Here is a 15,068-nt window from a genome sequence, read left to right as displayed (position 1 = left end):
AATATCCAGCCGTATTCCTTCTAAGACCTACCGGAATACGGCTGGACACTTTTCTCCATCTACCCGGTGGCAGATGGGGCCCTTTCTCTTGCTTGTGTCTACTTATATCACAGTCAGATATGCGAAGTCAAGCATTTTTTCCTGCATTTTCTTTTCCTGCATTTCTTTTTCAAAGTCATCATTCCCCGGAGTTCAAAACATCATCCGGCATGATCTCGGACAAATACGCTTTTCCGGAAACAGAGCGGTCCATATGCTGCAGGCGCATTTCTTTCCCTGTATCCTTTATTTCCCGAAGAAGCCCCTGTGCAGACAGTCTTCTTGCCCCCTGTCCCATTATGATGATCTGCTCCAGACCGTCCGAGGTAGCGACCATCACCTGATGCTCTTTTGAGATCTCATGCACAGTCTTCTCAATATATTGATCCGCCGTCTCTGCCTCCTTGGTGTAAACAACATAAATATTATGATATTTCTGCACTTCCCCTGTGTATCCCGGCACTTTATATGCGTCAAATACAAGGATCAGCGTCATTTTGCGATAACCCTGATAATTGCAGAGAACATCCATCAGCTTCCCTCTGGCTGCCTCAATATTCTCCTTAGCCAGTTCTTTCAGATCTTCCCATGCAAAAATAATATTGTATCCATCCACCAAAAGGTATTCTTTTCCTTTTTTCTTCTTCTCTCCTCTATAGGTGCCGCTGCTTTCCGAATGCACGGTGCGCTTCCATGCAGTGCGCTTTTCTCCGGAACCATACGTTCGCGCAAAAATCGCCTTCAGCTCCTCTTCATCTGCCATGGCAGTGTGAACTCTATGCCTTCGATCCTCCAGCTCCGATACTTCCTCCGCCTCTTCTCTCTTTCGGATCCCTTCCACATGCATATAATCTTCCACCTGATCCCAGCTGACGGTAAATCCCGCTCCATGAGCGCAGAATACGGATCCTGTCGGATTATCAGTATCCGCCTCCGGATCATATCCCATCTTTTCTACGATTTCTTCCTGGTTGTGGCAGGGCTCATATCCTTTCAGCGTGCAGAAAAACCGCCCTCTTCCGCCGGTAAAGGACAGAAGTTCTGTCTGATATCCTCTCATACAGACTACCGGGGCGCTTCCGGTTAAGATCATCCGATCCCCTTCTGCAACGGGAGGCTCAAAACTGCCGCTCATTCGCTGCACATCTGCAAGCACACGCCCGATCTGCTCCTGGGGAACCTCGATCCGAAATTCATACACCGGTTCCAGAAGAACACTTTCCGCTTTCCGAAGTCCCTGGCGCACTGCCCGGTATGTAGCCTGGCGGAAGTCTCCGCCTTCGGTATGCTTCTGGTGGGCCCGTCCTGCAATGAGTGTGATCTTCATATCTGTAATCTCAGAACCGGTCAGCACTCCTCTGTGCTTTTTCTCTTCCAGATGGGTCAATATCAGTCTCTGCCAGTTTACATCCAGCATATTCTCACTGCATTCCGCTGCAAACTGCAGTCCCTCTCCTCTCTCCCCCGGTTCCAGGAGAAGATGGACTTCCGCATAATGCCTAAGAGGCTCAAAATGTCCCACTCCCTCCACCGGGGCGGCAATCGTCTCCTTATATACAATGCTTCCCTCCCCAAAGGAAACCGGCACTCCAAACCGCTCCAGAATGAGAGCTTTTAAAATATCCATCTGCACTTCACCCATGATCTGTATATGGATTTCCGACAGTTCCTCCTGCCATACGATGTGCATTTCCGGAATCTCTTCCTCCAATTGCCGAAGCTTCAGGCAAAGACTGTGCATGTCGCAATCCACCTGCGGCTGCAGCCGGTAAGTCAGCACCGGCTCCAGAATCGGCGCTTCAGACTGTTTCTCTATGCCCAGTCCCTGCCCCGCATAACTGGTCCGCGGTCCGATCAGGGCGCAGATTGTTCCGGGTCCGGCCTCTGTTACATTCTGAAAACCTGTCCCGGAATAAATGCGGATCTGTTCCGCCTTATCCTCGCTCGTCTCATCCAGACGCATTTTCACTTTCAACGTTCCGCCCGTCACTTTCAGATGGGTCAGTCTCATACCTGAACTGTCTCTTGAAATTTTATAGACTCTGGCGCCAAATTCCCGGGGATAGACAGGATATTCCATGTACCGGTCCAGACCATCCAAAAACTGCTGTACCCCCTCCATCTTAAGGGCCGAACCGTAAAAGCAGGGAAACAGCTTCCTTTCTTTTACCAGGCCTGCAATGTCTTCCCTCCCCGGCATATTTCCTTCAAGATACTCTTCCAGAAGGGTTTCGTCATGGAGGGCGATCCTTTCACAAAACTCCTCATCAACCTGTTCACCGTCCCGCATAAAATCCTCACAGTCATCAGAAAGCCGTTCCTTCAGCTCTTCCATAAGCTGCTCCCTGTCTGTTCCTTCCAGGTCCATTTTATTGACAAACAAAAACGTTGGTATATCATAACACTTCAGCAGGTGCCACAGCGTTTCCACATGGCCTTGCACCCCGTCCGATCCGCTGATCACAAGGACCGCATAGTCCAACACCTGCAGCGTCCGCTCCATCTCTGCGGAAAAATCCACATGTCCCGGCGTATCAAGAAGCGTCACTTCTTTCTCTCCAATGATAAGTTCTGCCTGCTTGGAAAAGATGGTGATCCCCCTCTCCTTCTCCATTGCATGGGTATCAAGAAACGCATCTTTATGATCCACCCGGCCCAATTTACGGATCTGTCCGGTCTGGTATAATATGCCTTCCGCCAATGTCGTTTTCCCCGCATCTACATGGGCCAGAATACCGACACAGATGTGCTCCGCCCGTTTTCCGGGCGCGTTTTTCTCTCTATTTTTGGATGTATTTTCCATGAAAAAACCCCTTTTTGCGCTGTAATAATGACTGTATTATCATAGCACAAAAAGGGGGATAAGTCGATAAAGCATTGTCTGTCCTGTATCGTTTAAGGAGCGGAAAGCTTTATCTATTTGATTTTGTATCTGCGCCCTTTGTTCTTTCCGATCGCTTTTATCTTATTTCGCTTTACAAGTTCATTTACCAAAACTCTGGCTCTTGACTCTTTCACTCCGATGACTTCTGCTATCTCACTTGTTTTATATTCTTTGTCCGGAAGCATGTATTCCAAAACAGTCTCCATCTGTCGTTCTGTCTTTTTTGTCACTTTCTTTTTATCACCGCTTTTTATCGCCACTTTTTTATCGCCATTTTTTATCGCCACTTTTTTTACAAATGATAATTTTAAAATGGTTCTGTCTGGTCCATATTCTTCTATGACCTCCGGCTGCTCCCACCCCTGCCGCTCCCAGACACTATATATATCCGGCACACCGCTTCCTGCTCTTTCTCCAATCCCAATCAAATTAAACATCTTCATCAAAGCTTTATTCCTGGGATCCGATATACCTCCTTTCAGCATCTGCTCTTTTCCAGTTCTGATACTTCCCGGATTTTCCATTACGATAGTCTTTTCATCTTTCCGAATCACAATTCCTCTTGGAACGTAAAAATCTGTATTTACCAAACAATTCGCCAAGGCTTCTCTCAACGCTTTATGCACAGGCGTATCATCTACTCTGGTTATCCCTTCCAGTTTAAAAGGAATTTTCAAATCTTTCACAACTTTCCCATAAACTCGAAAAAAGAAATCGAATAAATTCCCTGTCCAGTCACCGGAACTAGATTGCAATCTGTCCGTCCACCGGATACTAGGATCAAGAATTTCCCGATAATCCAGGAAATATTCCGGAAATTCATACAAAATCCTATATTCCTCTCCAAACATCAGCAATCCTGCAACAGTAGGATGCAACATGTGATCCCTAGCAGACAACTTTGCAGCGCCTATTCTCTCCAAATATTCTTCATCGTTTAGCCTCTCCCATACATGTTCCGTTCTATAAGCCATATGCCGATTACGATAAGCACGTACAGTTTCTGAATTAAGCACTTCAAGAGACATATCCTGCAAAATTTTCATATCAGCGGTTTCTTCTGGCTGATCTCGAAGCATTGCAAGCACCTCACTGTGATCACAATGATAGTCTCCCTCCCAATTTCTGCGAAAAGTACCATTAAACATGTCGTCGTTAATATATACCGGCTTCTGTTCCCTCCTTGCCTTAGGGACACGAATAACCATGATAGCATTATTGTTTTCTTCATATATCTCCACATCATTATCCGTCAGCAAGTTTACCGAAACCTTATTTTTATTATTAATCATATCCCAGAAGTCTTTTCGCAGCTTAGCCGCATTATCTAATCCGGTCATATGCCAGCTTCCATCTTCATTCTCTTTTACCCCCAGGATAATAACTCCGCCATAACAGTTAGCAAATGCAGAATACGTTTCCCACAATGAAACCGGAAGTCCGCCTTTCGCCCTTTTAACCTCTCGTCGGTTATCTTCACGGTAGGAATCAAATTGAGACATATCAAAATTCACAGATTTCACCTCTCTTCACATACATTTATCAAATTACATTTCTGTCAGTTTTTCTGTTAAATCACGGGTAATGCCAAGCCTGTTTTCAAACATCAAATCCCATATATCCAGACATTGTGCCTCATACTCTTTTTTTTTTCAATGTCAGTATTACAGACTTCATCATAAAGAGCAATCATCAACTTAGACAAATTATATTCGATAAGATAATCTGCATCCAAAACTTTTTTCTGGTCTTGGAACATACTTTTTCCTGTATCTATTATTATTTCTGCATAATCATATAATTTTTGTCCCTTTTTAAAATAATCCATAAATACATACAGTAATTTACCGCCTACATCGGACGACATTAATTTCTTCAAGAATTCCTTATCTCTTTTCAATTCAATTCTTTCATCATAGAAAATGCGCGCCCATGTGTGATCCAGTTCCATACTAATCCCTAGCTCAATAACCTTGTATAAAATAGCTTTTACTTTGGAATTGTATTCTTCAAGTCCCAGATATACAATAAACATTTCCAATAATGCATCTGCCTGCTCTTTATTCAGACTGGCGATTTGATTTAGTATATTTTCAAAAGCATCATATCGTAAATATATTTCTGCTATAGCATATCCAGAAATCTGTATCAGTCTTTTATCACTTGAAAAAAATGCCTTTTTCAAAAGCCTTTTCATTTTCCTTTTATGCCTTTCATACTCACATACAAATAGGCACTTACTTCCTCGACATCCGATTGTTCTGTTATCACTCTTAAAGACAGATAAAACATTAGATACTGTCCAAGCTTTATCAACATTATAGATTGGCCATAGTGCATCAAGGCTGGCAAAACGAACCGCTGTATTCTCATCCTGCATTAATTTTATAATCGTTGGCTTGAATTTTTCAAATAATTCTTTTCGCTCCCACAGCAGATGACCAATCGCGCTTGCCGCAACGCCTCGTGTACAATTAATCGCGTCTGTTTCTAAAGTCTCTACAGAATTCTTTGTTTTCGTATCATTGGATGCAATACAACTTTCTCCCGGTTTAGGATTCTTATGGTTTCCGGCTATATCAATTAGCATTTCTATTACAGCATCTGACCATGATACATCTTTCCGCTTTTCAATGATACGGCAAATTATCTGCGCTCTCTCTTTTTCATAATCATATTCATATTTTTCAAACATTTTCTCAAGAAGCGTAATATCAATCTCATCCAGATGTTCGCTATAAGCAATGCCATCAAACAAAGCATTCACATACTCTTCAACAACCTCACCGTCAAAATCAAGCATATTCTGCAAGAACTCTGTTGGATCCTCTGAAACCCTTCCTCTAAAATCGGATGCAAATTCAAATACTGTACTTTCTATAAAACCACCTTTCACTTCTTTCCAATGATTCGTTCTTTCCTTCGGGATTTTCTTGTTTGTTATTATTCCTTTCCAATTTCGAAAAAATAATTTTTTACGGGCAACGGGTGACCACACGCTGCCACCGTGGCCATCATTATAATGATAAGGGGAATATTCCCCGGGGATTGAACGTTGTAAAACACTTAACAAATTGCGTGCCTCTCCACTTATTCTATACCCGGGTAAAATCCCCAGCATCTCTTTCTGAAAGAATCCCCAAAACCGCCAAGTAACAATTCCACCGTTTTTTTGTTTTTCCCTATTAAATTCAATACGTCCTTTAAGGGTTCTTTTTGCATTTGCAGGAATGAAATGAATAATTCCATATTCTATTTTTTTATAACTCTCTTCACTGCATCTTGCTGTAATGTCCCCTACCAATCCCTTACTTAACAAAAGGGCATCTTTATTTCCACTTGTGTCTTCTATCATCGTTCGTTCGAGTCCAGTGCATAGGTAGTCCGCTATATAATCCGCATACTGGTTTGGCAAATATTTCAGTGCATCTAAAACAATTTCATTATGCAAATGCATGCCTGTTCCCATATATGTTTTAAGAATTTCCATAAATTCCTCAGGTTGGTTTTGCGCATATTTTCGATTCGCTTTTTTCAAAATTTCTATACATGTTCTCTCAAGTGCATATTTACTCATATATCGTGCAGACCAAGCATATATCTTCGTTAAATCAGATCCATTTAACGGAACATGGGGCAACAATATCGAGACAACCTCCCTGTATGATGAATTAAATAATTCTACATCTTCTGAAACTAGTTTTTCCTCATACCGATAAAGCGTTTCCCCATTTCTTTTTTTCTGTTTTTCTAACATAAGTGCCAGAATACGCACCGTGCGTATCTGACATACTTTAAGCATCGATATAATATCTACGTTGTACTCTAATAAATCAGGATATTTATCATACACCTTTAAACGTAATTCAAACAGCTCATCGCTGTCTTCGTCTATATTTCTTAAAAAACAGTTTCCCCATTTTATATTTTCCTTCTCTTTCAAGGCGTATTTTTCTATAAATCCTATATCAGCATTATCAAAATCAGGTGAAATGCTGGCATACAATCGAATCACCTGATCTTGCAATTCCTCGCTTTCCATCCATGTATCTAAGACACCTACATCTCTTAAAAATATCAAATATTGTTTCTTGCCCAATACGACTCCATCAAGAAAATGAATCTGCCACTCTGGATTTTGTATGTATTTTTTTACAAGCAAAAATATATCCTGATCAGGCTGTTCTATCTGGGATAATATTTCTATAAACACATATTTTAAATTGAATCTGATACTCTCTGAATTTAGCAGCATTTCTCCCATGCCAAGAAATTTTTCAGCCCATATTTCCTGTAACTGCTGAAAAAGCATCTGAACCTGATATCTGCGTCCGGGTGTCTGTTTTTCTTTTCCCCCGATAATTTCTTCAATACTACAATCTTTACAGACTTTTTCCAGCATATTCTGTACCAGAAAATAATCTAAAATTGATTGATGAGCCAATGAAACCACATTATCGTTCACGACAAAAAATCTATTCGTCTGCAGGAAGTCACAAGAATCACTCGACACATTCAACAATGCTCGTGGAACTGTTATTTTTCCATATTTATCACAAATATTTGCAAATCTATCTTTTACTTCATTTAGCTTTTCTTCTTGAATCCCAGCCTTTTCCGCTTTACTGTGCAGTTCCTCCCACCATCTTTGAATCAACTGCTGTGTCGTCTGGATCTCAGAATAGTTTTTCGATTTATCTAATTGTTCCCATATATAAAGATTGCTCGCTGTCTGCAGCAAACTTTTCAATTTTGCATGCAGAAGATTATATGTATTTCCTACAATCTTTTTTACTTCATCAGCACTCAGTTTACCTACAGCAATCTTTTCCCATTCTAAAGAAACACTCCCTTCCTCATGCATAAATAACCCGTTAATATTTCGATCATTTTCAAGATCATATGTCCGGCAAACCATAACAACAGAAATTTTCTTTTCACGTTCCAGATTAATGTTTGCCACTTCATGGATAATTTCCATGCACACTGATAGAGCTTCGCCAGAATGTGACTGTGTCCATCTCAGTGCATCCAACTGATCTAATATAAGTACACCGCTTCTATCTTTCGCGACTGCATCCAGACAATACGAAATCGAATCCGGTAATCCTATTTTCTTTCCCCAATTGCTCGAAGTCCCCTCCGGCACTCTATGATCAAGTTTTATCGCCAGATATGGTATACTTAAGTCCTCAAGGATATAAATAAGATTTTGCACACATCCGCTTTTACCTTCTCCTGCTTTCCCATGTAATACGACTGACTTGCCCTCTAATATCGCCTTTTGGCAATATTCTGCCTGACTGCGGGGCAGAAGTCCCTTTGAAAAGCCGAAAAAGGTATTACAATATTCTTTATTTAACTTGTCAATACGCGGCAGGATAGTATCATCTCTTGACAAATCTCTGTAAATAATACCGGTATCATCGCAAAATTTCTTGATTCGCAACGCGTCTATTCGCTGCCCATAGGTATCCTCTGTCAATATAAATCTCAAAAATTTAGCATAGATATCTTCAGGATTTCCAACATATCTCATGCTTATCTTATCGAGAATCATTTCTTTTAACTGAGCATCAGGGATCTGACGGTAATGGCTTCGGGACAGGTAATTTATCGCAAGTTGTATATCTTCATCCTTTTTTTCATCCAGTCCCATCACTTTACAATACTTATCAAAAAAATCTTTTGTATTTTTTCCTGCTTGTTTAATCTGATATTCATAAAAATCTTTTGGCTTAGAATTGTCAGTATCCTTTGCTTTCTGTAACAGATCTTCAAATACGGTAAATGACAATGGAGAAACTAATGCAATATGATTCTGTGGGGAAAGTTCTAACTGTTTCTTCCAATTTGCAAATATTCCTTTTGCATTGACCATACCATATGTCCATTGATCTTCATCTCCATATCGCCCTTTACACTGCTGCCCTTCACGTGTACCGTCTACATTTCCAATCCAAAGGTCTACACCTTTTTCATCTTCACCTATAGCTTCGATCATAACATATGAAATTTTTTCCTTCACTACATCTAGCAGATTATAGATAATCCAATTATACTCAAAGCGATTTCCATATTTATCTGCCCTTCCGCCTTTTTCATATGCCATAAATCTTCCTCCTAAGTTATTCCTTAAAACTAACTTGTCCGTTCATTAACAGTGGAAGTAAAAACTCTCGGAGAGATATTAATTCCTGATTTTCTCTTTTAGTTAATTCAATTTTTTTATATATTTCATCAAAAACTCTAGAAAAACTGCTCATATTATCTGCAACAGGAACTCTCATGTTTTCGATAAATTTTTTATTTGCGTGTGGTACTGTTGACCCCGTATTCACTTTCTTATATACGTTTTTCCGGCTACTAAGAATAACATATATTAAAGCGTCAGAAATATCTTCACTTTTTTTCTTCAACATAGCAAACGTAGATCCCAATACTCCTCTATTACCAATATAAATATCTCCACTTGCCGCTCCATCCATAACCATTATTACTTCTCCATTACAAACAGGCATATCATCTAAAAAGCAATATTGGCTTTTCCCACCATTGGCGACATCGATAGTTATATAGGGATATGCCCCTTCCATACTATTATCAAACGTTATGCTTGGTGTTTTCCCCTTCACAAACGAAAAAACATCTTGTAGTTTAATAGCTTTCCACCCTTCTGGAATTTCTCTTTTCATCTTTTCGTTCCATATCATCTTACCGCCCGATGATTTATAAGGTTTTCCTTTTTCATTAGGAAATTCAAATTGCAAAAACCAGTAATCGTAAATTACTTTTCCCATTGTTTCAAGCTCAGAATTTATTTTATTGTTAATTGCAATTTTATTATCAATACAAGAGAGTATTTGTGCAACTTTATTTTGTCTATTGATATTTGGAAGTTGAAGTTGTATACTTGCCAAATTTTCTTGGTTCAATTTAGGTTGTGCTGATCCGGTAATATATCCCCGCAAATCTAAGATACTCAGCAAATAATATATGTATCGCAAATTGTACCCTTTTTTCTCACCTAAAATGTGTGCATGATTATTAACCCAGAACTTTCCTTCTACCCATGTTGCAATATTTTGCTGCAAAGATTTTAAATTATTTCCGTCCTCCGCAATTAGGATATATTCACCGTCAAAAATATAGTTTTCTACATAATCTATAATACCTTGTGCTCCATAATATGGATATATTTTCTTTAATCGCTTTCTTTCCAAGGCGGATAGCGGAATTCTTTTTGAATCTAAAATTTCAACACATTCTTTAAGTTCTATCATATTTTAGCTCTCCTAGCCGTTCCTCGATTTCTTCTTCCAGCCTTTTCCCCTCTGCAAAATACTTCTCCAGCCGGAAAGAATACGCCGCCATCCTCTGATTAAATTCTTCCGGACTCAGCTCCACATACTCGATCTTGACTTCAAAATACTGCCCTGCCGATAAGGAATAATTCCTCTCCTGAATCTCTTCATAAGACACCTGCACACTGAAATCTTCTACAACTTCCTGATTAATAAAGGTATTCTCTATTTTTTCAACTTCCTTTTCACTTAAAACTGTTCTTTGGTTCTTTCCCTCTTTTCTTTTTTCACCAAGCTTAGAAGCATCCACAAGCATAATCTTTCCGTCTTGATTAGACTTATCTATAAAAAGCACCGAGACATTCGTTCCTGTATTTGCAAAAATATTGGATGGCATCGAAATCACGCCTTTCAGCCAATGCTCGTCTACTATCTTCTGGCGCACTTTCTTTTCAATTCCTGACTGTGCCGTAATAAATCCAGTTGGAACTACAATCGCTGCCTTCCCGTCATCTTTTAAACTCCAGAGAATATGCTGGATAAAACAGAGATAGATTGCCATTGACTCTTTCTTTTTATTTGGAATTTTCGGCACACCTGCGAAAAATCTGTCAGTATCCGACCACTTCTGTTCTATCATATCCCGTGTAGCAGAAAAATCCATTTTAAACGGTGGATTAGAAGTAATATAATCAAATTTCTTTACTCCAGATCCTGGATCATGAGGGATATTATAATGCGCCGGAGCGTCCAATGTATCGCCTTCAATAATATTGTCCAAAGAATTTGTCAGTCCGTTCAGCAGCATATTGATCCTAAGGAAACGTGAAGACTTTCCTGAGATATCCTGCGTATATACCTGCGCCCTGTCGCCAAAAACCCCCTCTCCCAATTCATTTGCAAGATGAAGAACTAAAGAGCCCGATCCTGCTGACGGATCATATATTTCATAAATCTTATCCTCTACCGGAGTCATATTCACCAGTATTTTCGCAATGATACTGGAAATCGCCTGTGGAGTAAAATATTCTGCATAGACCCCGCTGGCAACATTATAGTCTTTGATCAGATATTCAAAGATTGCACTGTAAAAATCAAAATTATTCTTAAAGGCTTCGCCAAAATCAAACTTGTCCTGACTTATAATCCCAAATATATTCTTAGCAAAATTATTCCGCTTGGATACCTCTACATTTTCTGTAATCCTTGTAAACAATGGCTTTCTTCCGCCATCCGCTGTATCAATACTAAACTCTTCGTTCCGTGGATAATTAGATATGCGTTCCAAAGCATCATCAAAAAGGCGATAAAAATCATCATTCCCTACCTCATTAATTAAACACTCAATTGTATCTTCATACCTAAACGCCACATCCCGGGGATAGGAATCATAAAAACCTGATAACTCATCTTCCTTATCATTAAGGACTTCTTCACTACTAAGCCCTATTTCATTAGCAAAATCTTTCAGATTTGCCATGAATTTATCGTTCAAGAATTTATAAAGAAACACAGATGTAATAACTACCTCTTCACTTGCCTGATTAGAGAGACCATTCGTCTGGCAGAGTCCTTTCAATTCATCAATCATCTGTTTTATCTTTGTTTCCAACGTAAATATATCCGGCATTATTTCGTCTCCTTTGTCATTTAAACAGTTGAATATTTGTATATAAGTCATTCAACAGTTGTGTATAAAATCCTTTTATCTTGCCATATAATTTTTCTTTAAGCAGAGTCTTAGTCACTTTTGTTTTCACAGAATCAGCGAAATTCTTTCGTCCCTGTACAATAATGACTTCTTTATCAATCACATCTTCTATGGCATTGTATACGAGAACCAATGTCCTTTCAATTTCCGACTTATCAGCAGGATATGTCTCTATAGCATCCTGATATGTTTTTACAAATGCATAATTTCCACCATAAATTTTTGACAATCGTTCATTTTCATAATTGATATTTCTTGCCCGCTCCAATGCCTCCAGCAGCTCATCTGTGATGGAATCCAAATCATTCAGATCTGATATGGAAAGATCATTAAAAATCTTCTGCAGCAGCTCATCAAGTTTCCGTATCTTGATATCGCCTTTATTTTTGTTCTTCTTAATCTCGTTCTGTATACTTCTGACCACATCTGAAAAGCGCTTAAATTTCGGATTATCCTGCGTTATCTGCCCCAAGTCCATGATAATAACTTTAACTTTAATAAACTCATATAAGATTTCTACAACTTCGTCATTAGAAATCACGTCCATCATACTAACCGTGTTTGTGGACAGATTTATAAAATCGATTCTCTCCTGTGTTGCTTTCAAAAGTTTCTTGACCTTCTGCGAATCAATATTCGTGGCATAATCCATAGCTCTGGAAAGAATAAATTCTGTATGGCACTCTTTAATACCATTTAAAAGGCGTCTTATTTTGAGCAGCGTTTCTTTGTTATAATAAGTAAGCTGTTTAGAAAATCTTTCCAGATTATCCGTTGAAATAATATCTTCCAGATCATTCATATACTTATGATATTTTCTGTTGATATCTTCTTTGTCTATAACAAGTCCGTTTAAGGAGCCTTCATTTTCTCCATTATCATTCAGGTCCGCTTCTAGTTCTTTAATGTACGCTTCTATCGTCTTATCATATTCCTGCTCAATATCCACAAAGTCTACGATATACCCATATTTATACACTTTCCCATTTTGTGATTTATAAGGTCTGTTTACTCTGGAGATTGTCTGAAGAAGCGACTGGGCATGAGGACCTCTCAAAAGATACATTTTCTTGAGACGCTTTACATCATATCCTGTCGTCAGCATCAGATTTACAATCAACATATCCGGAGTAAATGTCTCTCTGAAATCAAGCTGATTATTCTTATTGATCTGTTTCTGCTTCGGATCGTTCGTATCAGTAATAACAAGTCCCGTAACAAGTTTTGAATTTGCTTGAAACCATTCGTGTACTTTTTTTGCCTGAGGATTGGTCCGGCAGACGATCATTCCGCCAATAGTCGGGTCTGAATTCTGAAGGCGAAAATTCACAAAATCTTTTTCGATGAATCTCCCGAGAGCATCCACATACGCATCCGATTCATATACGTCTTTGTCTTCTAGTCCGTTATCTTCTATTTCTAGATTCTTTTTAATTTCTGATTTTGCAACAGTATCTATATTTTCTTTTTTAATTCTAAGTGTGTAGCCATCGGCAATAGACTTATCATAAAAGTATTTATGGATATAGTCTCCGAATTTCAAATTAGACCGTTCTTTTTTTGACAACAATGGCGTGCCTGTAAGAGCAATATACACACCCTCCAAATCACACGTCATTAGATTCTTAAAGAATTCTCCTGTAGTCGAATAGCTTCTGTGCGCTTCATCGATAAAGAAAACTCTCTGGACTTTCGCCTTATATTCATTCTTGGCTTCCGGCATCTTCCCTTCAAATTTCTGAATGTTTACGACGCAGATTTCTCCTATGGATTTTGTTCCTACATTTGTAGATAGGGATTTGTTCAATTCCTTTGTAAATCCTGCCTTGTCCTCGCAGTTTACTACCTTTAATCCTCTGTTTGTAAATTCTACACTTGCCTGCGTCAACAGATCCAAACGGTCGACCACAAAGAAAAATCTTGTACTCACCTTCTTTTCTGCATAGTAATCACGAACCACACGGTTAGAAAACGCTGCAAGCGCAGTTTTTCCGGATCCCTGTGTATGCCAAATAATCCCGCCTTTTCCGCCGGATTCCAGCCGTTCTATTATTTTTCTTGTAGCAAAGAACTGCGGATACCGCATAATATGTTTTTGCGGAACTTTTTCATTTATGTACATAATTCCATATTGCACAAAGTACAGAAATCGTTCTTTATCAAATACAGAGGTAATAAATCTGTTACACGGAGTCATTAGCTTCAGATTTTCTTGAAATTCTACCGTATCTGTTTCAGCAGGATTGTAGCTACAATCTTTCATCACAAATTTAACAGTATCATCTGTCACTTCTTGATATTGGTAATTTGTATGATACAGCTCGTCATCTTCTCTAAAAAATGAAAAGTTTGTATTATTTCCGTTTGGTGTTGTATAAAATGACCCAGCCTTAACATCCTCTGCGTCGTCATCTTCCTCATATTCCATATTATTGGAAAAAGAGACCAGCTGAATCAAATTAAAAAACTTCTTGTAATCTGGATTCTTCAGGCGTTTATTAATCATTCTGTCAAACTCAGCCTGTATACCACCTTCATTATTCGGTTTCTTTACTTCTAGAAAAGCCAATGGCATTCCGTTGATTAACACAGTAATATCTGGCCTAAATGAACCTTCTTCGGTTCCCTCAACTACACTGAAAGGCAACTCATCCACAACAGCAAAATCGTTATTATCTACATTTGAAAAATCGATAAGTTTCACTCTGTCCAATGGGTCGATAATCCATTTATAAAATTCCTTACCCAAATCATTATTTTTAATCAGATTGTGAATATTTACAAGAATCTCCTTAATCTCATCATAAGTAAATTTTCTGCCATTAATCTTCTCCAAAGCAGGCTTAAATCTGTTTACGAAAATTTTTGTGTTAAAATCAATATCAATATCATCCTCTTTTAAAGACTGATAATGATAACCTAATCTTAAATATTGAATTGTGGCAGGAATTTTTACTCTCGTATCTTCGTTAAATACCGGCATTTTATCTTCTCCTCAATCATTCCAATACTAGTACTCTATTTTATATTTGTTCAATTTTTATTATTTTATCACACTTAATATCTTTGATATATATATAATTGAGGATGTTAGAGATTAATCTAACATCCACCACATAACTATTATCAA

6 protein-coding genes are annotated in these 15,068 nt (G+C 38.7%); all 6 read right to left on the bottom strand.

The window, feature by feature from the left end; translation table 11 throughout:
- Nucleotides 1–178 precede the first annotated feature (178 nt).
- Nucleotides 179–2,842, bottom strand: a complete 2,664-nt coding sequence (locus EUBC25_RS09250) for a translation factor GTPase family protein (RefSeq protein WP_230105205.1) — start codon at nt 2,840–2,842, stop codon at nt 179–181.
- A gap of 113 nt (nt 2,843–2,955) precedes the next feature.
- Nucleotides 2,956–4,437 (bottom strand): ATP-binding protein, encoded by a 1,482-nt coding sequence (locus EUBC25_RS09245; RefSeq protein WP_230105204.1) that lies wholly within the window; start codon nt 4,435–4,437, stop codon nt 2,956–2,958.
- A 92-nt stretch (nt 4,438–4,529) separates the two neighbouring features.
- Nucleotides 4,530–9,035 carry a hypothetical protein gene (locus EUBC25_RS09240; RefSeq protein WP_230105203.1) on the bottom strand — a complete coding sequence of 1,502 codons (4,506 nt, stop codon included), beginning with the start codon at nt 9,033–9,035 and terminating at the stop codon, nt 4,530–4,532.
- Nucleotides 9,036–9,051: 16 nt separating this feature from the next.
- Entirely contained in the window at nt 9,052–10,206 is a 1,155-nt protein-coding gene (locus EUBC25_RS09235) for a restriction endonuclease subunit S (protein ID WP_230105202.1), read from the bottom strand.
- Nucleotides 10,193–11,857, bottom strand: coding sequence for an HsdM family class I SAM-dependent methyltransferase (locus EUBC25_RS09230; protein WP_230105201.1), 1,665 nt, complete (start codon nt 11,855–11,857; stop codon nt 10,193–10,195). The genes EUBC25_RS09235 and EUBC25_RS09230 overlap by 14 nt, the downstream gene beginning before the upstream one ends.
- A 16-nt stretch (nt 11,858–11,873) precedes the next feature.
- The gene (locus EUBC25_RS09225) at nt 11,874–14,921 is read right to left on the bottom strand and encodes a DEAD/DEAH box helicase family protein (RefSeq protein ID WP_230105200.1); all 3,048 of its coding nucleotides are present in this window, start codon (nt 14,919–14,921) and stop codon (nt 11,874–11,876) included.
- Nucleotides 14,922–15,068 lie beyond the last annotated feature (147 nt).

This window comes from Claveliimonas bilis (assembly GCF_020892095.1).
Classification (GTDB): Bacteria; Bacillota; Clostridia; order Lachnospirales; family Lachnospiraceae; genus Claveliimonas; species Claveliimonas bilis.
Note: the sequence above shows the minus strand (reverse complement) of the source record. Positions and strands in the feature narration are given on the sequence as shown.

Coding starts and splice junctions, on each gene's coding strand:
- EUBC25_RS09250 (WP_230105205.1), bottom strand. CDS start 2,842: ATGGAAAATACATCCAAAAATAGAGAGAAAAACGCGCCCGGAAAACGG.
- EUBC25_RS09240 (WP_230105203.1), bottom strand. CDS start 9,035: ATGGCATATGAAAAAGGCGGAAGGGCAGATAAATATGGAAATCGCTTT.
- EUBC25_RS09235 (WP_230105202.1), bottom strand. CDS start 10,206: ATGATAGAACTTAAAGAATGTGTTGAAATTTTAGATTCAAAAAGAATT.
- EUBC25_RS09230 (WP_230105201.1), bottom strand. CDS start 11,857: ATGCCGGATATATTTACGTTGGAAACAAAGATAAAACAGATGATTGAT.
- EUBC25_RS09225 (WP_230105200.1), bottom strand. CDS start 14,921: ATGCCGGTATTTAACGAAGATACGAGAGTAAAAATTCCTGCCACAATT.